The 21,422-nt window shown below is 67.1% G+C and carries 18 protein-coding genes and 1 pseudogene (1 of these 19 only partly in view); 13 read left to right on the plus strand and 6 right to left on the minus strand.

The window, feature by feature from the left end:
* From AZC_RS21545 to AZC_RS21560, 4 genes are all read left to right on the plus strand, one after another.
* Positions 1-1,175, plus strand: the 3' portion of a protein-coding gene (locus AZC_RS21545; protein ID WP_043879703.1) for a M23 family metallopeptidase. 808 nt of this gene lie to the left of the window's left edge; only the last 1,175 of its 1,983 coding nucleotides appear in the window; its start codon lies beyond the left edge, outside the window; its stop codon occupies positions 1,173-1,175.
* Between the two features lie 105 nt (positions 1,176-1,280).
* Positions 1,281-2,222, plus strand: coding sequence for a hypothetical protein (locus AZC_RS21550; RefSeq protein ID WP_043879704.1), 942 nt, complete (start codon positions 1,281-1,283; stop codon positions 2,220-2,222).
* A 112-nt stretch (positions 2,223-2,334) separates the two neighbouring features.
* Positions 2,335-3,270, plus strand: a complete 936-nt coding sequence (locus tag AZC_RS21555; RefSeq protein ID WP_043879705.1) for a hypothetical protein — start codon at positions 2,335-2,337, stop codon at positions 3,268-3,270.
* Between the two features lie 3 nt (positions 3,271-3,273).
* Positions 3,274-4,179, plus strand: a complete 906-nt coding sequence (locus tag AZC_RS21560) for a hypothetical protein (protein ID WP_012172719.1) — start codon at positions 3,274-3,276, stop codon at positions 4,177-4,179.
* Positions 4,180-4,255: 76 nt separating this feature from the next.
* Here the strand turns inward: AZC_RS21560 and clpB are convergent, their stop codons facing one another.
* Positions 4,256-6,895, minus strand: coding sequence for an ATP-dependent chaperone ClpB (gene clpB, locus AZC_RS21565; RefSeq protein ID WP_012172720.1), 2,640 nt, complete (start codon positions 6,893-6,895; stop codon positions 4,256-4,258).
* A 321-nt stretch (positions 6,896-7,216) separates the two neighbouring features.
* Here clpB and AZC_RS21570 point away from each other — a divergent pair, with 321 nt between their 5' ends.
* From AZC_RS21570 to radC, 4 genes are all read left to right on the plus strand, one after another.
* A complete protein-coding gene (locus AZC_RS21570) occupies positions 7,217-7,681 on the plus strand; it encodes a DUF1348 family protein (RefSeq protein ID WP_043879706.1) in 465 nt (154 codons plus the stop codon).
* A 94-nt stretch (positions 7,682-7,775) separates the two neighbouring features.
* Positions 7,776-8,327: a TetR/AcrR family transcriptional regulator gene (locus AZC_RS21575; RefSeq protein WP_043879707.1), complete on the plus strand. Its 552-nt coding sequence runs from the start codon at positions 7,776-7,778 to the stop codon at positions 8,325-8,327.
* Between the two features lie 108 nt (positions 8,328-8,435).
* On the plus strand, positions 8,436-9,263 hold the full coding sequence (map, locus tag AZC_RS21580; protein ID WP_012172723.1) for a type I methionyl aminopeptidase: 828 nt from the start codon (positions 8,436-8,438) through the stop codon (positions 9,261-9,263).
* Between the two features lie 5 nt (positions 9,264-9,268).
* On the plus strand, positions 9,269-9,973 hold the full coding sequence (gene radC / locus AZC_RS21585; protein WP_012172724.1) for a RadC family protein: 705 nt from the start codon (positions 9,269-9,271) through the stop codon (positions 9,971-9,973).
* Between the two features lie 146 nt (positions 9,974-10,119).
* On the opposite strand, the gene AZC_RS21590 is transcribed toward radC, so the two are convergent.
* The 3 genes from AZC_RS21590 to AZC_RS21600 form a co-directional block, all read right to left on the minus strand.
* Positions 10,120-11,013 carry a TorF family putative porin gene (locus tag AZC_RS21590; RefSeq protein WP_043879708.1) on the minus strand — a complete coding sequence of 298 codons (894 nt, stop codon included), beginning with the start codon at positions 11,011-11,013 and terminating at the stop codon, positions 10,120-10,122.
* Positions 11,014-11,531: 518 nt separating this feature from the next.
* Complete coding sequence (locus tag AZC_RS21595; RefSeq protein WP_052286036.1) at positions 11,532-12,353, minus strand: protease inhibitor Inh/omp19 family protein; 822 nt, start codon at positions 12,351-12,353, stop codon at positions 11,532-11,534.
* 125 nt (positions 12,354-12,478) lie between these two features.
* Complete coding sequence (locus AZC_RS21600) at positions 12,479-13,456, minus strand: 2-hydroxyacid dehydrogenase (RefSeq protein ID WP_043879709.1); 978 nt, start codon at positions 13,454-13,456, stop codon at positions 12,479-12,481.
* A 296-nt stretch (positions 13,457-13,752) separates the two neighbouring features.
* On the opposite strand from AZC_RS21600, the gene AZC_RS21605 reads away from it, so the two are divergent.
* The 5 genes and pseudogenes from AZC_RS21605 (at position 13,753) to AZC_RS21625 (ending at position 19,244) form a co-directional block, all read left to right on the plus strand.
* Positions 13,753-14,814: an ABC transporter ATP-binding protein gene (locus AZC_RS21605; RefSeq protein WP_012172728.1), complete on the plus strand. Its 1,062-nt coding sequence runs from the start codon at positions 13,753-13,755 to the stop codon at positions 14,812-14,814.
* A gap of 209 nt (positions 14,815-15,023) precedes the next feature.
* Entirely contained in the window at positions 15,024-16,337 is a 1,314-nt protein-coding gene (locus AZC_RS21610) for an ABC transporter substrate-binding protein (protein ID WP_012172729.1), read from the plus strand.
* Between the two features lie 370 nt (positions 16,338-16,707).
* On the plus strand, positions 16,708-17,565 hold the full coding sequence (locus tag AZC_RS21615) for a carbohydrate ABC transporter permease (protein ID WP_420794838.1): 858 nt from the start codon (positions 16,708-16,710) through the stop codon (positions 17,563-17,565).
* Between the two features lie 47 nt (positions 17,566-17,612).
* A complete protein-coding gene (locus AZC_RS21620) occupies positions 17,613-18,536 on the plus strand; it encodes a carbohydrate ABC transporter permease (RefSeq protein WP_043880608.1) in 924 nt (307 codons plus the stop codon).
* A 158-nt stretch (positions 18,537-18,694) separates the two neighbouring features.
* A pseudogene (locus tag AZC_RS21625) lies at positions 18,695-19,244 on the plus strand (TIGR00645 family protein).
* Between the two features lie 149 nt (positions 19,245-19,393).
* Here AZC_RS21625 and AZC_RS21630 read toward each other — a convergent pair.
* Together AZC_RS21630 and AZC_RS21635 are read right to left on the minus strand one after the other, a co-directional pair.
* Positions 19,394-19,696 carry an STAS domain-containing protein gene (locus AZC_RS21630; RefSeq protein ID WP_012172733.1) on the minus strand — a complete coding sequence of 101 codons (303 nt, stop codon included), beginning with the start codon at positions 19,694-19,696 and terminating at the stop codon, positions 19,394-19,396.
* Positions 19,697-19,754: 58 nt separating this feature from the next.
* Complete coding sequence (locus AZC_RS21635; protein WP_012172734.1) at positions 19,755-21,404, minus strand: Na/Pi symporter; 1,650 nt, start codon at positions 21,402-21,404, stop codon at positions 19,755-19,757.
* Between the last annotated feature and the right edge of the window lie 18 nt (positions 21,405-21,422).

Consider the following 21,422-nt stretch of genomic DNA (forward strand, 5'->3'; position numbering starts at 1 on the left):
AGACGTCCGGCGGCAATGACTGGACCGACACGACGGTGGTGGTGAAGAAGGGCGACACCATCGTCTCCATCCTCACCGACAACGGCGTGTCCGTGCAGGAAGCCAAGGCGCTTGCCGCCGCCTTCAGGCGCGGCTCGGACGGCACGGTGAAGGATGGCCTGCGCCTGCGCCTGCTGCTCCAGAGCGATGCCGCCAAGCAGGTGCATCCGCTGCGCGTCTCCATCTTCAGCGATGCCGGCCATGAGGGAACGGTTGCCGCCTCCGACACCGGCAGCTTCGTCTCCGTGGCCGAGCCCACCGAGAGCGACATCGGCGGCGTGTCGGAAAATGTCTCGGATGACGAGGATGATGACGGCCCCGGCATCCGGCTCTACGAGAGCCTTTACGAGACGGCGCTGCGCAACGACATGCCCCGCTCGGTCATCGCCGATCTCGTGCGCATCTATTCCTTCGACGTGGACTTCCAGCGCCGGGTGAAGCCGGGCGACAGCTTCGAAGTGCTCTATTCGGAAGACAATCCGACCGATCCGGAAGTGCTCTATGCGACGCTGACCACGGCGGGCGAAACGCGCCGCTATTACCGCTTCCAGACGCCCGACGACGGGCTCGTCGATTATTATGACGAGGACGGCAAGAGCGCGAAGAAATTCCTGGTCCGCAAACCCATTGCGGGCGGCATCATGCGCTCGCCCTTCGGCTATCGCCGCCACCCGATCCTTGGCATTTCCAAGCTGCACACGGGCGTCGACTGGTCCGATGCCGTGGGCACGCCCATCTATGCGGCCGGCAACGGCACGGTCATCTATGCCAACTGGAAGTCGGGCTACGGCCGGCACACGGAAATCCAGCACGCCAACGGCTATGTGACCACCTATTCCCACCAGTCCGGCTTCGCCAAGGGGCTGAAGGAAGGCCAGCAGGTCCGCCAGGGCCAGCTCATCGGCTATCTCGGCTCGTCCGGCCTCTCCACCGGCCCGCACCTGCATTATGAGGTGAAGATCAACGGCAGCTTCGTCGATCCGCTGCGCGTGAAGCTGCCGCGCGGCCGCGCGCTCGACGGGCGCATTCTCGCGGACTTCCGGAAGGAGCGCGAGCGCATCGAGGCGCTGCTGAGCCACGCGCCGGTGCCGCCGAAGGTGGCTTCCGCCGCGACGCCCGCCACCCGCCAGCGCTGAGACCCGCCGGGCGGCCGATCCACCCCGAAATGGTCCGGCACAACCGCCCCTGAGTGCCGAAATGGGGTTTTCCCTCTCTTGGCCGCCCGCCCGGAGCGGAAGACAATGCATCCCATCGTCACGTTGGGTCACGCCATGCGGTGTCTGAAGGTCCGCCTCACCCTCTGCCTCACTCTGGCGCTCCTCGCCGGCGCGCTCATCGCCCCCGCGCGCGCCGGGGAAGCGGAGGATGCCTATATCGTCACCCGCAACCGCTATGTGGCGGCCATCGCGGCCGCCATAAAGAGCGGCATTCCCGACCAGAAACTCTACAAGATGGACGAGCAGGCCCGCGCGGACCTCAAGAAGCGCCTCGCGACTGTGCTTGGGCCGCAATCCTTCAAGGGCGTCGGCCGGACGCCCACCTTCTCGCCCGGCGCGCTCTATAGCGGCGAGCTGGAATCCGGCCGGCCGGACGGGCTGCTGTTCCAGGACGAAGCGGACACCACACGCATCTTCGTCTCCACCGCGCCCATCCTCACCAACTGGCTGGCGGAGGACGCGAAAGCCTCTGGGCGCAGGCCGCTGTCGCTGATGTCGCAGCTCAGCGACGACGGCTTCCTGACGGAGGCGGTGAGCAGCGATGCCGCCTTCACCGCTTACATGCGGTTGCCGCTCACCGCGCAGGAGGGTGAAACGGTTGTGGCGCTGTTCGGCGTGTTTACGCAGGACGATCCCACCGACCTCCCACCGCGCTCGCTCATCGTTGCGCGGCTCGCCAAGGACCGGGTGACAGTGGCGACCGTCGACGCGCCGGGCGCCGGCAAGGACATTCCCGCCTGCACGAAGGTGTGGCGCAGCTATCAGGCCAAGGCGAACAAGCTCTTCGCAGCCATCCCGAAGGGCAAGGGCGCGGAAGATCCGCAATGGGACGAAGCCCAGACGGCGCTCACCGAGGGCGGCACTGCCTATCGCAAGTGCTATGCGGAGGAAGCCCCCAAGCTGTCCTTCTATCCGGCGGTGGTGAAGCGGGCCGAGGGGCTGCTGTCGACCCTGCGGGGTAAATAGGGGCGCCCGATCCGCCGGGCGTTCCCCACGCGCGTCGTTCGCCGTTAAGATACCGCCGCTCCGTCCCCACCGCGTGGTGCCGGTCGATGGAGCCCATGGTGATGGGGCGGTCATGTCGCGCGATCCGGTTCTGTCCCGCCTAGGCCGGAGCTTCGCCCTGAGGCGCGGCGCGCAGACCCTTCTGACGATCGGCTCGGTCGCGCTCGGCGTAGTCACCGCTTCGGCGCAGACCGCGGAGGAGGCGGCCGACACAGCTATCCTCGCCGCTTATGCGCACGACAAGGCGGAACTCGGCCGGCTCGATGCGGACCCGGCGCAGACGGACGCCACCTATGCCTTCGAGGCCAGGGCCCGCGCCGACCTGCGGCAACGCCTCATCGCCCGCCTCGGCCCCCTGAGCTTTTCCGGCTTCAAGGCAGAGCCGGCCTTTTCCCCCGAGAGCCTCTTTCCCGACACCTGGACCTTCGCCTATGGCAGCCCGCCCGGCCTGCTGTTCGAGGATGAGGAGGGCACGCGCCGCATCTTCGTCACCAGCGCGGCGCTCTTCGCGGATTGGCTCGCGGGCGCAGCCAAGGCAAAGGACGCGCCGCCCGAATTCGGCAGGGGAACCACAGTCGCCCTGACCACGGATGCCGTGGCGGCCAGCGTGATCCTCGATCCCGACGCCTTCCTTGGCTTCGGTCCCCTGCCCCTCGCTGCGGCGCCGGGCGAGACGCTGCTCGCCCTCTACGGCCAGCTTGCCCCGGATGTCGGCCATGACGGCCAACCCAACGCCGTGCTGATCGCGCGCCTCACGGACGACCGCTTCATGGCCGCGGCCGCGTATCTCGGGCCCGGCGAGATGGCGCCCCTCCCCGCCTGTCAGTCCGCCTATGATCAAACCGCCCGCACCGGTCAGGGCGCCGATCCGGCGGAGCGACGGCGCATCCTCTTGAGGGCCGAGGACGCTTTCCGCCAGTGCGTGGGGCGCGAGGCGCCGCGGCAGCCCGCTTTCCGCAAGATGGTGGCGCGGGCGCAGGCGCTCCTCGACACCATGCGGGGGAGGTGAGCCATGGGATTGCCCTTCCGCCCGCGCATGGTGCTGGCGCTGGTTGCGGGCCTCGGCCTCACCGCCGCGCTCGCCGCCTCGCCCCAGGCCTACGAGGCAATGCGCAGCCGCTACATGGCACAACTGGAGAAGCAAAGGGCCGAGCCGCCGAGGCCAGATCCGATGCTGCGCGTGCAGGAAGCCGCCAAGGCCCGGCTGATGAAGCAGCTCACCGAGGCCCTTGGCCCCCTCGCCTTCCAAGGCATGGGGCCGCCTGAGCTCTCACCGGACGCGCTGGAGCCGGGCGCGCCCGATGCCGCCCGCCCCATCGGCCTCGTCTTTCAGGACAGGGCCGAGCGCACGTTCCTCTTCGTCGCACCTGAAACACGCTTCGCCGACTGGCTCGCCCGGCAGGCGCGCGAGGACGGCACGTTCTTTCCGGAGGGCCGGAAAGGCATCGCCGCCAACCTTGCCAATGCGGCCCTCTATACGGTGACGGTGGGTGGGGAGACGAGCTTTGGCACTGTCGTCCCACTGCCTCTGCCGTCCGCGCCCGACGAAAAGGTCCATGCGGCGCTCGGTGTCTTCACGGCCGATGACGTGCCTTTCCTGCTGCCGCGGACCTTGGTGATCGGCCGTCTCGCGCAGGGCCGGATCATCGTGGCGCGGCAGGCAATCGAAGATGTGGTCGCGCCCATTCCCGCCTGCACCCGTCTCGCCTTGCGCGGCAAGGCGCAGGTGCGCCGCTTCCGCGCCCAGGTCCGCGCCGAACGGCGGGAGGACGACACGTTCGACGATCTCTGGACGATCATGCGCACGGCGAACGCGGCCTTCGAGGCCTGCATCACCCGCGAACTGCCGCGCCAGCCTTATTACGGCGCCCTGACTGCACGCGTGCGCGACCTGCTCGACATCGTGCGCGGCAAGTAAGGGCGGCACGCGCACCGCAAACGAAAACGGGCGGCCCCTCGCAGGGCCGCCCGTCCGTCATCTGCTCTGGCGCGCCTCAGGCGGCCTGATCCACCGGCGCCGCCTCACCCCGGAAGGTGAGGTGGCCGTTCTCAAGGCCGATGTGGACGCGGCTGCCATCCAGCACCTCGCCGGAGAGGATCTGCTGGGCCAGCGGATCCTGCACCAGCTTCTGGATCGTCCGCTTCAGCGGGCGGGCGCCATAGGCGGGGTCGTAACCCTTGTCGGCGAGGAAGGCCCGTGCCTCGGGCGTGAGGTCGAGAGTGATCTTGCGATCCTCCAGGAGCTTCGCGAGCCGCTTGAGCTGGATCTCGACGATGCCGCCCATCTGATCCTTCCGCAGGCGGTGGAACATGACGATCTCGTCGATGCGGTTGATGAATTCGGGGCGGAAGTGACGCCGCACCGCCTGCATCACCAGCTCATAGGCTTCCTCGTCCGAAACCACCTTCTCGCCGTCATGGCCGGGAATGCCGAAGCCGACCGGCTGGCGCGGATCCGCCAGATATTCGGCCCCGAGGTTCGAGGTCATGATGATGAGGGTGTTGCGGAAGTCCACGGTGCGCCCCTGTCCATCCGTCAGGCGACCGTCGTCGAGCACCTGAAGGAGGACGTTGAAGACGTCCTGATGGGCCTTCTCCACCTCGTCGAACAGCACCACCTGATAGGGCCGGCGCCGCACGGCTTCGGTGAGGGCACCGCCCTCCTCATAGCCCACATAGCCGGGAGGTGCGCCGATCAGCCGGCTCACGGAGTGCTTCTCCATGTATTCCGACATGTCGAGGCGCACCATGGCGGTCTCGTCGTCGAACAGGAAGCTGGCCAGAGCCTTGGTCAGCTCGGTCTTGCCGACGCCGGTGGGGCCGATGAAGAGGAAGGAGCCGATGGGCCGGTTGGGATCCTGCAAGCCCGCCCGCGCCCGGCGCACCGCGGTCGAGACCGCGGCCACCGCCTCGGACTGGCCGATGACGCGCTTGGCCAGCTCCTGCTCCATGCGCAGCAGCTTGTCCCGCTCGCCTTCCAGCATCTTGTCCACCGGCACGCCGGTCCAGCGCGAGACGACGCCCGCGATATGGTCCGGTGTCACGCTCTCCTTCACCATCTCGCCCGACTGGCCGCTGGCCTCCAGCTCCGCAAGGCGCTTCTCGAGACCGGGGATGACCGCATAGGTCAGCTCGCCGGCCTTCTGATACTCGCCCTGGCGCTGCGCGATCGCGAGATCGGCGCGGGCCTGGTCGAGCTTCGCCTTCACATCGGTGGCTTCGCCGAGCTTGTCCTTCTCCGCCTTCCACTTGGAAGTGAGGACGTCGGACTTCTCTTCCAGATCGGCCAGTTCCTTCTCAAGCCGCTTCAGGCGGTCCTGCGAGGCGACGTCGGTCTCCTTCTTCAGGGCCTCCTGCTCGATCTTGAGCCGGACGATGTCACGGTCGAGGCTGTCCAGTTCCTCAGGCTTCGAGTCCACCTGCATGCGCAGCCGCGAGCCGGCCTCGTCCACGAGGTCGATGGCCTTATCGGGCAGGAAGCGGTCGGTGATGTAGCGATTGGAGAGGGTGGCGGCGGCCACGAGCGCGCTGTCGGTGATGCGCACGCCGTGATGCAGCTCATACTTCTCCTTGAGCCCGCGCAGGATGGACACCGTGTCCTCCACCGTGGGCTCGCTGACGAACACCGGCTGGAAGCGGCGGGCGAGCGCCGCATCCTTCTCCACATGCTTGCGATACTCGTCGAGCGTGGTCGCGCCGACGCAGTGCAGCTCACCGCGCGCCAGCGCGGGCTTCAGCAGGTTGGAGGCATCCATGGCGCCATCGGTCTTGCCTGCGCCGACGAGGGTGTGCATCTCGTCGATGAACAGGATGATGCCGCCTTCGGCCGCCGTCACTTCCTGAAGGATGCCCTTCAGGCGCTCCTCGAACTCGCCGCGATATTTCGCGCCGGCGATGAGCGCGCCCATGTCGAGCGCCAGCAGGCTCTTGTTCTTCAGGCTCTCCGGCACGTCGCCATCGACGATGCGGCGGGCGAGGCCCTCCACGATGGCGGTCTTGCCGACGCCGGGCTCGCCGATGAGCACGGGATTGTTCTTGGTGCGGCGCGCCAGAACCTGGATGGTGCGGCGGATTTCCTCATCGCGGCCGATCACCGGGTCGAGCTTGCCGTCCCGCGCGGCCTGTGTGAGGTCGCGGGCGTATTTCTTCAGCGCGTCATAAGCGTTCTCGGCGGTCGCCGTATCGGCGGTGCGACCCTTGCGGAGCGCCTCGATGGCCGTGTTCAGCGCCTGCGGCGTGACGCCGCCTCGGGCGAGGATCTTGCCCGCCTCGGTCTCTTTCTCGATGGTGAGGGCCAGCAGCAGGCGCTCGACGGTCACATAGCCGTCACCTGCCTTCTTCGCGGCCTGCTCGGCGGCGTCGAACACGCGCGCCAGACCCTGGCTCAGATACACCTGACCGGAACCGCCCTGCACCTTGGGCAGCTTGCGGACGGCCGCTTCGGTCTCGTCCCGCACAAGCTGGAGATTGCCCCCGGCGCGCGACACTAGGCCTGCGCACAGGCCTTCGGGGTCATCGAGCAGCACCTTCAACAGGTGCTCGGGCACGAACTGCTGGTGGCCTTCGCGCACCGCATAGGACTGCGCCGACTGCACGAAACCACGGGCGCGCTCGGTATAGATCTCAAAATTCATGTCTTCCCTCCTCGGCGTCCGGAGCGCCTTCATCGAAGCACGCTCGGGCTCGCTTGGATGCGGCCCCGGTCTGCCCGGCTGCCGCAGTGGTCCGCGCCCGCCGTCCCTGAGACAAGCTTGGCGCGAACCACCACGGCAGATGTGGGAAGACCCCGGGCCGCTGGGAAGGGGTCCGCCCACGGGAATTGCATTTTTGCCCGCCGGCCATCCGTCCGCTTTGACGCGGCTCATAAAACGCACCCACGCGCCCTCTCCGCTTGACGCGCGCCGCGATCTCTGTACCAATCGGTACACTCATTGAGAGACACACAGGAGCCAGCTATGAGCCGCCCGCCGCTGCCGCCCTTCACCGCCGAGACCGCCTCCCTGAAGGCCCGCATGGCCGAGGATGCGTGGAACACGCAGGACCCGGAGAAGGTCTCCCTCGCCTACACGACCGACAGCGTCTGGCGGAACCGCTCGGATTTCCTGGTCGGCCGTCCCGCCATCGTCGAATTCCTCACCCGCAAGTGGCAGAAGGAATTGGATTACCGGCTCATCAAGGAGCTCTGGGCCTTCCACGACAACCGCATTGCCGTGCGCTTCCAGTATGAGTGGCACGATGCGGCGGGGAACTGGTTCCGCTCCTATGGCAATGAGAATTGGGAGTTCGACGAGGCCGGTCTGATGCGCAACCGGCAGGCCAGCATCAACGACGTCGCGATCCCGGGGAAGGACCGCAAGTTCCTCTGGGACAAGGGCCCGCGCCCGCAGGATTATCCCGGCCTCACCGCGCTCGGTCTCTGACCACCCGGACGCTGGAGGCATATGACGCTGGACGCATATAAGACGGCGGGTGCCGGGAAAGCCGCACCCGCCGATTAGTGAGCAGGAGCACCGAATGTCCCGCCTGATCCACACCCGCGAGGACGTGCTGCCGGTGCTGGGGGAGGTGTTTCGCGAGCATGGCTTCGAGGGGGCGAGCCTTTCGGTCATCACCGCCCGCACCGGGCTCGGCAAGGGCAGCCTCTATCACTTCTTCCCCGGCGGGAAAGAGGAGATGGGGCAGGCGGTGCTGGCCCATATCGACGGCTGGTTCGAGACCGAGGTCTACGCGCCCCTGCGCGACGGCGCGGACCCGCAAGCTGCCATCGGCCACATGCTGGAGGCGGTGGATGCCTATTTCCGATCCGGCAACCGGGTGTGCCTCGTGGGGGCGCTGGCGCTGAACAACAGCCGGGACCGCTTCGCCGCCGCGCTGTCCGGCTATTTCGCACGCTGGCGTGATGCGCTGGCGGACGCGCTGCGGCGGAGCGGGCGGCCAGAGGCGGAGGCACTCGCCGAGGAAGCGGTCGTCGCCATCCAGGGCGGGCTCGTCATCGCCCGCGCGCTCGATGATCCGGGCGCCTTTGGCCGCACGCTGGCCCGTCTTCGGACACGCCTTCTGGCCTGAGGCGATGCGCCTCAAACCACGGGCCGCGCTTGCTTTGCGCCGCGCATGGCCTAAATGTGAAGCAAACAGGTTCAGGGTGCGGCATGGCCCGCGCCGGAGTTGAAGTCGATGACCTATGTGGAAGCTGCGGCGGCCCCGCTGCGCAAGACCGGCCAGATCAAGCTGCACGGCCCCGAGGGCTTTGCCGCCATGCGCAAGGCCGGCCAATTGGCCGCGCAGGCGCTGGACGCCATTTCGGAGATGATCGGCCCCGGCGTTTCCACCGAGGCGGTGGACAAGCTGGTGTTCGATTTCGCGGTGTCCCACGGCGCCTATCCGGCGACGCTGAATTACCGCGGCTACCGCTATTCGGTCTGCACCTCCATCAACCATGTGGTCTGCCACGGCATGCCGAGTCCGCGCCCCCTGCGCGAGGGCGACATCGTGAACGTGGACGTGACGCTGGTGGTGGACGGCTGGTACGGCGATTCCAGCCGCATGTACGCCATCGGCGAGATTCCGCGCCGGGCCGAGCGGCTCATCGAAGTGACCTATGAATCCATGATGCTCGGCATCGCCGCCATCAAGCCGGGCGCGCATCTGGGCGACATCGGCGCCGCCATCCAGGCCTATGTGGAGCCGCAGCACATGAGCGTGGTGCGTGATTTCTGCGGCCATGGCGTAGGTCAGGTGTTCCACGACGAGCCGAACGTGGTCCATGTGGGCCGCCGCGGCGAAGGGCCGGAGCTGAAGCCCGGCATGATCTTCACCGTGGAACCCATGATCAATCTCGGGCGCCCGCACGTGAAGGTGCTCTCCGATGGCTGGACGGCCGTGACGCGGGACCGCTCCCTGTCGGCGCAGTTCGAGCATGCCGTGGGCGTGACGGAGACGGGGGTCGAGATCTTCACGCTGAGCCCGAAGGGCTACCACAAGCCGCCCTACACGCTGGGCTGAGCCACATGGCGGGGGAGCCGGACGACGGTGTCGAGGACGCTCCGCATTTCCACGGTCATCGCGATCGTCTGCGCGCCCGTTTCCGTGACGCCGGGGCGCAGGCCCTCGCCGATTACGAACTGATCGAACTCATTCTCTTCCGCGCCATTCCCCGCCGCGACGTGAAGCCGCTCGCCAAGGCGCTGGTGGAGCGCTTCGGCTCCTTCGCCGAGGTCATCGCCGCCCCGCCCCGGCTGCTGGCGGAGATTCCCGGCGTGAAGGACGCCATCATCACCGAGCTGAAGCTGGTGGAAGCGGCCGCCCACCGCCTCGCCAAGGGGCAGGTGAAGCGCCGGCCGGTGCTCTCCTCCTGGAGCGCGGTGCTGGATTATTGCCGCAGCGCCATGGCCTTCGCCGACAAGGAACAGGTGCGCGTCCTCTTCCTCGACAAGCGCAACCAGTTGATCGCGGATGAGGTGGTGCAGACCGGCACCGTTGACCACGCGCCAGTCTATCCACGCGAGGTGGTGAAGCGGGCGCTCGAACTCTCCGCCAGCGCGCTGATCCTGTGCCACAATCATCCGTCGGGCGACCCGACGCCCTCGCGGGCGGACATCGATATGACGCGCAAGATCATCGATGTGGCGAAGCCCCTGGGCATCGAACTGCACGACCACATCATCGTCGGCAAGGAAGGTCACGCCAGCCTCAAGGGCCTGCGGCTGATCTGACACCCCGCCCGCAAGCCCCCTGCCCCCCATCGCACCGGCATTGGCACCGCCATAAAAAAACGCCGCCCTCTTGCGAGAGCGGCGCTTTCCGGATCGGCAGTTGCGGTTGTTTCTGGTCTTCGCCGAAACCCGCCGTTCCCCTCAGATCACTTGAGCTGCAGGAAGCTCGTATCGAAGGACAGCGACGCCACGTAGCGATCGCCGCAGGCATTGCTGAGGCCGGCGATGGCGAGGCACTGACGGCTGCTCAGGTTGCTGTCGTAGTAGCGGAAGTCGAGGGTCGCCGCCTTATAGGTGAAGGCGATACCGGCGTTCCAGGTGGCGTAGTCAGGCAGAGCCACGTTGCTGCCACCGGCCAGCAGATACTGCGTGCTGAGGGTGGTGGTGCCGAGCCACTGATAGCCGAGTTCGCCGGACAGGTACCAACCCAGATCCTTGTTGGAGGTGTAGTTGGGCAGGTTCACCTTCAGGGTGCCGGACAGATAGGTCTCGCTGGCACCCGTTCCGGCGTAGCTGTCGCCGTAGTAGAGGTTCGCGCCGATGGTCACGATGTCATTGATGACATAGCTCGGCTTGAAGTAGATTTCCCAGTAGTTGATCTGGTTCGCGGGCAGACCGGCGCCGTAGGTGCCGTTGTTGGCCTGGCCGGGATAGTAATAATAGATGAAGCCGACGTCGCCGGTGAAGTTGCCCCAGGTGTGGCGGATGCCGGCGTAGAAGTCCATTTCAGCGGTCGGGTCGGTCAGACCCGCGCTCTGCGGGAAGTCCACGTTGGACATGAACAGGCCCGCATAGACCCAGTCCCAGGCGCGCACTTCCGCATAGCCCTGAACGGTCGGGTTGCCGTCGGTCTGCGTGATGCCGCGGAAGATGTAGTCCGTCGCGAACTTGGCGCCGAAGGCCACGTCGAAGTCCGGGGTGGCGGGCGCGGGGGCCACGGCCTTGACGGGCATCGCGGCGAGGTCGGCCGCGGAAGCCGCGCCGAGCGGGGCCACGGTGGCAAGCGACATGCCGGCGGCAAGAAGTGCCCAGGTCTTCATACTCTCTCCCCCAAACAAAATTGTCACAGGCAGGGAAGCAGGTTTGCGTGTGTCCGCTCAATGATAAAATTGAGGCATAAAGTGCACACAATCTGGGCATACCGTTGTAAATGCTGGATTCCTCTGTTGCAAAAACACCACGTTTATGACGGATTCCAAACATTGCCGGTTCGCACGGTACGACGGCGCGGCCTCCCGTGCCGCCGTCGCCTGTATTGCTGGCCATACATCGACAGATGACGCACGGCTGGGGCCCCTCTTTCCCCATGCGGCTTTGCGCAGCGATTCGCGCCTGGGTTGCGGCCCAGCCGAACGGCCGTTTGCGGTCGGGTGACCGACATAGAACAGTCTCCGGGGCGCAGGTGAGAAACGAACTATTTCCCGGCTGCCTGTTCTACGAAGAAGGCCCTAAAACTTGGCCTTGGCCGCAAAGAGAACACGCCCGCTCCGGCGCAGGACGGAAAGTGGCGGATCGGCAACAGTATTTCCCGGCTCCGCACACCGGGCTTCAGGCCCGCTCAGGGACGCATCATGAGCAGCGGGCGGCCCCGCTCAGGCACCTTGGCCCAGCCGCCATCCTCCTGCCGGGCAAAGCGCACGAGGCCGTTGCCGGTGGCGGCGGTGACCACGACATTGCCGCCCTCCAGATGCCAGGCCTTCGGCACAAAGCCGCCGAGCCCATCGCAACCGGGGGCCGCCGTCACGCTGAAGCCACCCGGCACCGGCGTCTCCAGAAAGGTCCAGCGGCAGATGGGCGTACCGGCGACGCGGGCGAGATTCCAGTCGCCGATGATCTCTTCCGGGCGCACGAGATCCTCCGCGAGGACGGAGGGCGGCGCGAGGAAATAGACGCCATCGCCCTCCCGTAGCGCCTCATAGGCCCCACCCGCGCCTTCGGTGAACTCCGCGATGGTGCGGCCCTGCGCCGAGAGGAAGAGGATCGAGCCTGAGGGGTCCGGCGTCCAGGCGACCGTCTGGGTGGTGAAGGGGATGGCCGCGCAGGCGGCATCGAAGCCGATGGCAAAGCCGCCCGGGGCGGCGGTGGTCTTCAGTTCCAGCGGACAGGTCCGCTCGCCGTCGGCGCTGGCGAGGGCCAGTGCGCCGGCCTTCTTTTCTGCTTCGGCCCGCAGGCCGGTGGCCGGTGGTTTGGGGGACGCGGCATCCGGCGTTCTTGGCGCGGGAGCCTTGGTGCCGGGCGCGGGCGCCGTAGCTGGCGGCACGGGCTTTGCGGATTGGGAGAAGGCCGGGAGGGCACCGACGAGCACGGCCGACACCATCAGGACGGCGGCCCCCGCCCACACGGGGCGGGATGCGGGACGGCGGCGGCCGGCAATCCGCATCTTGAACCTCCACTGGCTCTGCGCCGCCCCAGGCTCCGGAGGACGGTCTCCGGAGCTGGAGGAGCGGGGCTGCCCGCGCAACGCCCTAGGGGAGGCCCTGCCGTGGGCGAATGTCAACCGCGGCGTCAGGCCTTCGGCCAGGGCGTCTCGGCGACCGGCGTCACCGGGCCCTTGCCGGCGAACCAGGAAACGAGATTGTCCACCACCAGCTGGCCCATGGCGTTGCGGGTGTGATGGGTGGCGGAGCCGACGTGGGGCAGCAGCACCACATTGTCGAGGGCGAAGAAGGCCTCCGGCACCCGCGGCTCGTCCACGAACACGTCGAGGCCGGCGGCGGCGATGGTCTTGTCCTGGAGCGCCTTGAGGAGCGCCGTCTCGTCCACCACCGTGCCGCGCGCCACGTTCACCAGCACGCCCCGCGGGCCAAGCGCTGCCAGCACTTCGGCATTCACGAGGTTGCGGGTGGCGGCGCCGCCCGGAAGGATGAGGATGAGCGTATCCACGTCGCGCGCCATGGCGACGAGATTGTCATAGTGCTTGTAGGGCACGTCCGCCTGCGGGCGGCGCGTGTGATAGACGATCGGGAGCCCGAAGGCCTCCACGCGCTTGGCGATGGCCTTGCCGATGCGGCCCATGCCGACGATGCCCACCTTGCGGTCGCGCAGGGTGGCGCTCAGCGGAAAGGCGCCCTTCAGCCAGCCGCCGGCGCGCACATAGCGATCCGCCTGCGGCAGTTCGCGCACGGTGGCGAGCAGCAGGCCGAGGGCGAGGTCCGCCACTTCCTCATTCAGCACGTCCGGCGTGTTGGTGACGATGATGCCGCGCTCAGCGGCCGCTGCCGCATCCACCGTGTCGTAGCCGACACCGAAATTGGAGATGATCTCGAGCTTGGGCAGGCGGTCCATGAAGGCGCCGTCCACCTTCAGCTTGCCCTTGGTGGCGAGGCCCCGGATCTCGCCGGCCTCGCTGGCGATCACCGCATCGAGCCCCTCCGGCCCCAGCACTGTGAACTTTTCCGCGAGCTGGCGCTCGACCACCGTCTCCATGATGGGGCCCGTGAGAAGAAGCTTGGGGCGGGCGGATGACGAAGCGGAAGAAGTCATGGCGCTCAACTCGCTGGAAGATGAGGGAAAATCCGCGCGCGGCAGGCCGGCGCGACGGCGGGAAGTCTTGGATAGGCGTCATAAGGCTTTAGTTCAATCGTTTTAATCACCCCTTGATCCACGCGCGTTACCGCCCCATGATCGCCCCGCCTCCTCGCCAAAGGAGGCAGCCGCCGCACCGGCGGAAACAAGAGGATGCCGGCACCGAGCAAGGCGAAGCCTGCCGGGAAACGGCACCGACGAGTTGGGTGGATGACGCTGAGCGCCCGTCATGGGCGGACAAGGAGCACGACACGATGGCGACGGTTGATATCCGCGCGGTGACGAAGGCCTATGGTTCGACGGCTGTGATCCACGGCGTCGACATAGACATCCGCGACGGAGAGTTCGTGGTGCTCGTGGGGCCGTCGGGCTGCGGAAAATCCACCCTGCTGCGCATGATCGCGGGCCTCGAGAACATCTCGGGCGGCGAAATCCGGATCGGCAACCGCGTGGTGAACGAGGTCCCGCCGAAGGAGCGGGACATCGCCATGGTGTTCCAGAACTATGCGCTCTATCCGCACATGACGGTGGGCGCGAACATGGGCTTCTCGCTGAAGCTGCGCAACGCGCCGCAGGAGGAAGTGTCCAAGCGCGTCAATCGCGCGGCGGAGATTCTCGGTCTTTCCCATCTGCTGGACCGCTATCCGCGCCAGCTCTCCGGCGGCCAGCGCCAGCGCGTCGCCATGGGCCGCGCCATCGTGCGTGATCCGCAGGTGTTCCTCTTCGACGAGCCGCTGTCCAATCTCGACGCCAAACTGCGCGTGCAGATGCGCACCGAGATCAAGGAACTGCACCAGCGCCTGAAGACCACCACCGTCTATGTGACCCACGACCAGATCGAGGCCATGACCATGGCCGACAAGATCGTGGTGATGCACGACGGCATCGTGGAACAGATCGGCGCCCCGCTCGATCTCTATGACCAGCCGGCCAACCAGTTCGTCGCCGGCTTCATCGGCTCGCCCTCGATGAACTTCATCAAGGGCAAGGTGGAAGTGAACGGCTCGGCCGCCTTCGTCACCCCCTCCGGCGCCCGCCTGCCGCTCGAGCGCGTGCCCGAGGGCGCCGTGGGCAAGGAGGCGGTCTATGGCCTCCGGCCCGAGCACATCCGCATCGACCCGCAGGGCGTGCCGGTGGAGATCATCGTGGTGGAACCCACGGGCTCGGAAATCCTCGCGGTGGCCAAGCTCGGCGATCAGGAAATCTCCTGCCTGTTCCGCGAGCGCATCTCGCTGAAGCCGGGCGAGACCATCCGCATCGCCCCCCAGCCGGGCCTGACGCACCTGTTCGACGGCGCCACCGGCCGCCGCCTCTGACCCGGTCCCGGACCGGCGCGTGACGCGCCGTCCGAGCCCCTTTCGGCATCGCCGGGGCGGCACCAGAACCCGCGCAGACGGGCACCCGCCGCATCGGCCCTGAGGACAAGTCCATCCCAAAAGACCGTGCGGCTCAGCCGACACGGCGGGGGAAACGCCAAGGCCTGGAGCATATTGCCGCTCCGGGACGCCAACGGAGGAACGCCAAGATGACGATTTCCAGACGCGACGTGCTGATGGGCGGTGCCGGTCTTGCCGGGGCTGCGGCCATGACCGGCCTTTCGGGCACGCCGAGCTTTGCGCAAGCGCTGCCAAAATTCGAGCCGGAGAAGGGCGCGAGCCTGCGCGTGCTGCGCTGGTCGCCCTTCGTGAAGGCCGAAGAGGACGCCTGGATCGCGAACACCAAGAAGTTCACCGAGGCCACCGGCATCGAGGTGCGCATCGACAAGGAGAGCTGGGAGGACATCCGTCCGAAGGCTGCGGTGGCCGCCAACGTCGGCTCCGGCCCGGACATCGTGTGGGTGTGGTTCGACGACGCCCAGCAGTATCCGGACAAGCTGCTCGACGTCACGGAACTCGCCAAGGGGCTCGGTGCCACCTATGGCGGCTGGTACCCTGCCCCGGAAGCCTACGCGCTCAATCGCGGCAAGTATGTCGCCCTGCCGCTGGCCACCATCGGCAATGCGGTGATCTATCGCGACAGCTGGGTGAAGGAAGCCGGCTTCTCCGAGTTCCCGAAGGACACCAAGGCCTTCCTCGAACTCGCCAAGGCCCTGAAGGCCAAGAACCACCCCATGGGCTTCACCCTGGGCCACGGCGTGGGCGACGGCAACAACTTCTGCCACTGGGTGCTGTGGAGCCACGGCGGCGAGATGGTGGACGACAAGGGCAAGGTGAAGATCAACAGCCCGGAGACGATCGCCGCGCTGAAATTTGTCCGCGAGCTCTATCCGAACTTCATTCCCGGCACCGAGAGCTGGCTCGACGTCAACAACAACCGCGCCTTCCTCGCCGGCGAGATTTCCGTGACCGCCAACGGCGTGTCGCTCTATTACGCCGCCAAGAACGATCCCAAACTCGCCGACATGGCCGCGGACATGCGCTCCGTGAACCTGCCCATCGGCCCGATCGGCAAGTCGGTGGAGCTGCACCAGACCACCTCCGCCTGCATCTTCAAGTACACGAAGTATCCGCAGGCGGCGCAGGCCTACCTCTCCTTCATGTTCGACGCACCGCAGATGAACGCCTGGATCGAAGGGTCCAGCGCCTATTGCTGCCAGACGCTCAAGGCCTTCGCCAAGAACCCGGTGTGGACCTCCAACCCCATCAACGCGCCTTACGGCAAGGCGTCCGAGACGCTGCGCCCGAACGGCTATGCCGGCCCGCTGGGCCCGCAGTCGGCGGCCGCCATGGCGGACTGGATCGTGGTGGACATGGTGGCGGAAGCCGCCACCGGCCAGCGCACGCCGGAAGAAGCCGCCCGCCGCGCCGAGCAGCGCGCCTCCCGCATCTATCGCGGCTGACCCCGACAACGGGACGCCCGGCCGGACGGCCGGGCGCTTCCAGAGGTTTCCCGGCGCCCGCACAAGAGGCGCCGGCCCCGCCCCGATCCCCCGTGGCCGGCCGATGTTCCCCCGTCGGGCGGCCGCGGCAGTGACGGGAAAGGCGCATGGCGGCAGGCCCCCTCGGGCCGCTGCCCTCTTTCGGGTTTTCCGGCTCGGGCCGGAACGGTTCAGAAGCCCTCCCTCCCCTGCGCGGAGGGACGAGACGCCGCCTCAAGCGGCCTTGCGGAGATTTCGGTTCATGGCGGACATCGCGGCCCACCGGGCTTCCCCTTCTCCCTTCCAGTCCTGGCTCAGCCGGGTCGGCCAAGGCCGCCACCTTCTGGGCCTGATGTTCCTGCTGCCGGCCGCAGTCTTCCTGCTCTTCTTCCTCACCTATCCGCTCGGTCTCGGCGTCTGGCTCGGTTTCACCGACACGCGCATTGGCCGCGATGGCGTGTTCATCGGCCTTGAGAATTACGAGATGCTGTTCGGCGACAGCCTGTTCTGGCTCGCCGTGTTCAACACCGTGCTCTACACGGTGGGCGCCTCGATCCTGAAGTTCGCGCTCGGCCTGTGGCTGGCGCTGCTGCTGAACCAGAACCTGCCGTTCAAGTCCTTCTTCCGCGCCGTCGTGCTGCTGCCGTGGGTGGTGCCCACCGTGCTGTCGGCCATCGCGTTCTGGTGGATCTTCGACGCGCAGTTCTCGGTGATCTCCTGGGCGCTCATCAAGATCGGCCTCATCGACCACAACATCAACTTCCTCGGCGACACCACCAATGCCCGCGCCTCGGTCATCGCCGCGAACGTGTGGCGCGGCATTCCCTTCGTCGCCATCTCCCTGCTCGCCGGCCTCCAGACCATCCCGCAGTCGCTGCACGAGGCGGCGACGCTCGACGGCGCCACCGGCTGGCAGCGCTTCCGCTACATCACCCTGCCCATGCTCTCGCCGATCATCGCGGTGGTGATGACCTTCTCGGTGCTGTTCACCTTCACCGACTTCCAGCTGATCTACGTGCTGACCCGCGGCGGCCCGCTCAACGCCACCCACCTCATGGCCACCCTCTCCTTCCAGCGCGCCATCCCCGGCGGCCAGCTGGGCGAGGGCGCGGCAATCGCGGTGGCGATGATCCCCTTCCTGCTCTCAGCGATCCTCTTCTCCTACTTCGGCCTCCAGCGCCGGAAGTGGCAGCAGGGCGGAGGCGACTGATGTCTTCCTCCCCCGCCTCCGCCCAGCCCTCTCGCATGGATGCCGCCATGACCGACCACAGCCTCGCCAAGCCTGGCACCAAGCCGGCGGCCACCAAACCGGACCTCACCGACAACTCCAGCGGCATGAGCTATCTGGACAGCGTGCCCCGCCGCTTCCTGACGGTGATCCTGCCGCTGCTGGTCTTCGTCTTCGTGCTGCTGTTCCCGTTCTACTGGATGGCCATCACGGCCATCAAACCGAACTACCAGCTCACCGATTACGCCAATTACTCGCCGCTCTGGGTGGTGCAGCCGACGCTCGACCACATCAAGTATCTGCTGTTCGAGACCACCTATCCGCACTGGCTCTGGAACACGCTCTATGTGTCCTTCGCGGCGACCTTCATCTCGCTGGTGACGTCCGTCTTCGCGGCCTATGCCATCGAGCGCCTGCGCTTCCATGGCTCGCGCTGGGTCGGCCTCGGCATCTTCCTCGCCTATCTGGTGCCGCCGTCCATCCTGTTCATCCCGCTGGCGCTGATGGTGTTCAAGATCGGCATCTACGACACCAAGCTGGCGCTGATCCTCACCTACCCCACCTTCCTCGTGCCCTTCTCCACCTGGCTGCTGATGGGCTACTTCCGCTCCATCCCCTACGAGCTGGAGGAATGCGCCCTGGTGGACGGCGCCTCGCGCTGGCAGATCCTCACCAAGATCCTGCTGCCGCTCTCCGTACCGGGCCTCATCTCGGCGGGCATCTTCTCCTTCACCCTGTCCTGGAACGAGTTCATCTACGCACTGACCTTCATCCAGTCCTCGGAGAACAAGACGGTGCCGGTGGGGGTGCTGACCGAACTGGTGCGCTCGGACGTCTACGAATGGGGATCGCTCATGGCGGGCGCGCTCATCGGCTCGCTGCCGGTGGTCATCCTCTACTCCTTCTTCGTGGACTATTACGTCTCGTCCATGACGGGCGCGGTGAAGGAATAGTCCCCCCGCAGCATCGGGACGGGCGGACAGCGCCCGCTCGTCCCCGCATTCCCAGCGCACAGGCAGTGAAAGCCACGCTGCACCTGTGCTAGACCCTGCGTCAGGGGCGGCGGACCGGGCGGTTCGCCGCCGTCTGGTTTCGGGTTTCGGGGGATCGGATGCTGGAGCGCATTCTCGAGAATTTCCTGTTTCGCAGCCGCTGGCTGATGGCGCCCTTCTACGTGGGCCTCGCCATCTCCATGGTTGGTGCTGCTGATCCAGTTCCTGCGTGAACTGCTGCACTTCATCCAGAACGCGCTCGTCGCGACCGAAAGCGACGTCATCCTCGGCATCCTGACGCTGGTGGACCTGACGCTGACCGGCAATCTGGTCTTGATCGTCATCTTCTCCGGCTATGAGAACTTCGTCTCGCGCATCGACGCGGACGGCCATCCCGACTGGCCGGAGTGGATGACCAAGGTGGACTTCACCGGCCTCAAGCAGAAGCTGCTGGCCTCTATCGTCGCCATCTCGGCCATCTCGCTACTGAAGGCCTTCATGCACATCGACCCATCCGGCGATCAGACGTCGCTGATGTGGAAGGTCATCATCCACGTGGTCTTCGTGGGCTCCAGCCTGCTGCTGGCCCTCTCCGACAAGCTGGGCGACGGCAAGGTCCACGGCGCCGGCATCGAGCCCGGCAAGGTGGACCGCGACGGCGGCCACTAGGGCGCGTTTCACCCCTCCCATGAAACGTCCAGGCGATTCATGGGAGGGGAGCCGGCTCCAGACCAACGAAAAGGCCGCGCGCGAGACGCCTCGCGCGCGGCCTTTTGCTTGCACGGCGGAGGGGCGCCGTCGGGGCACCCCTTAGCGGTTCAGGAAATCTCGAACAGCGCCGAGAAGCCGGAGATGTCGAACACCTCCTGGATCTGCGGCTGCAGCGTCTTGAGGCGCAGCTTGCGCTTGTGCGGGCTCATGGCCTTGCCAGCCACCAGCAGGGCGCGGAGGCCCGAGGACGACACATAGTCCACGCCCGCCATGTCCACGATGATGGCGCCGTTGGAGGCCTTCACCGCTTCCAGCAGTTTGCCCTCGAACGGTTTGGCATTCAGCGTGTCGAGGCGCCCGCTCACCTTGAGCACCGTGTCTTCGCCGCTCTGTTCGGTCTCGATCTGCATTCAAACGTCCTCGCGCTGCCGCGTGCGATGGGCCGCGCCGCCGCGGCTCCCCTCTATCCTATACGACGTCTTCCACCGGGCCGGACAGGGCCTGCGTGTCGGACCGCTCCTCAGGCCGATTAGCCTCATTTGTCCGGGGGCGCAACGCCAAGGACAGCCGGCGCACCAGCCAGAGCGCGCGCTCGAACAGGCTGGTGGCGCGCATCAGGTTGCGCACCTCGTCCCCTCCGGTGGCGCAGCTGGCCGCGAGATCGCGGCGGATCTTGTCGAGCAGGGCGCTGCGGTCCGCCGTCAGCACGGCGAGATCGTCGAAATCGAGCTCCAGCGTCTCGCCCGGAACCGCCTCGCTCAGCACCAGCAGCACGGCCCGGAGCGATTCCGACAGGTTGAAGATGAGGGGCGGCGGCGCGCGGAAGGCATCCACGACCACCGCCAGCTCATGCAGCGTATCCTGCAGGGCGCGCACCAGTTCCACCTGAGCCTGCGCCCTGAGGGCCAGATCGAGATCCTCGCGGGTCAGGCCCTGGTCGATGAGATCGGCCAGGAAGCGCTCGGTGGTATGGGCGATGGCATCGGCCCCGGTCCAGGCGGCGAGGCGCGCCTTGCGGTCGTCGAGGTCCGGCTGGTCGAGATCGGGCAGCAGGTCCGGCATGCGCACCACCAGCCGGCCCGTCTCCCGCGCCACGAGATCCAGCGCGGTCGGCGGATCGCGCACCGCCTTCTCATGGATGAAGCGCGGCCGGGAGAGGCGCTCCTCCGTCGTCTCCGGACTGAGGCGGGCCGAGAGGCGCTCGGTCAGGTTCGCGAAGAGCACCACCGGCAGGGCGCCTGCCAGTTGCAGCGTGAGGAAGACCAGCGAAAGCGCGATGGCGGGGTCCGCCCCGCCCGCCCGGACGAGCAGTTCGTCGATGTTCACGCCGGCCTGCGACGCGGCGATGGCAGCGAAGCCGACGAGGATGCAGCCGACGACCTTCGACTGGATCGCCGACAGGCACAGTTGCCGGGCGCTGCCCTTCAGGTCGCCGGCAGACAGGAGCGTGGCAAGGCCGGAGCCGAGATTGGCGCCCACCACCAGCCACATGCCGTCACCGAGGCCCAGCACATGCGCCTGAACCACCGCCACGGCGAGGATGGTGGGGGTGGAGGCGGACTGCGTAATCATCGCCACGAGGCAGCCGAGGAGGAAGCCCCGGGTCGGCGTCAGGAGTGAGCCGACCATCTGGGCGGCGGCGGCAAGGTCGAGTCCCTTCGGCGCGGTCTTGATGAAGTCGAGCCCGAGGAAGAGCAGCGCCAGCCCGAGCAGCACGCCCATCCACTCCCGCCAGCCGGAGCGCCGGTCGAGCCGCAGGTGGAAGGCGATGCCCACGAGGCCCACCAGATAGAGAACCGCCACCTTGAGGTTCACGCTGGCAATGAACACCAGCACCGACGTGCCGACGCTGGCGCCCGCCACAACCGGGATGGCATCGCGCGAGGTGAAGACGCCGCCGCGCACCAGATTGGCGGCGATCATCGTCACCGCATTGCTGGACTGGGTGACGGCGCCGGTGAGGGTGCCGCACAGGAAGCCCGTCAGCCGGGAGCGGGTAGCGGATTGCAGGATGCGGCGCACGCCCCGTCCCATGGCCTGTTGGAGATGGCTGCCCATCTGCTTCAGGCCAACGAACAACAGGCCAAGGCCAGCGAGGAGCTGTGCGGCGATCAACACGGGCAGGTTTCCGATCGG

This window comes from Azorhizobium caulinodans ORS 571 (assembly GCF_000010525.1).
Classification (GTDB): domain Bacteria; phylum Pseudomonadota; class Alphaproteobacteria; order Rhizobiales; family Xanthobacteraceae; genus Azorhizobium; species Azorhizobium caulinodans.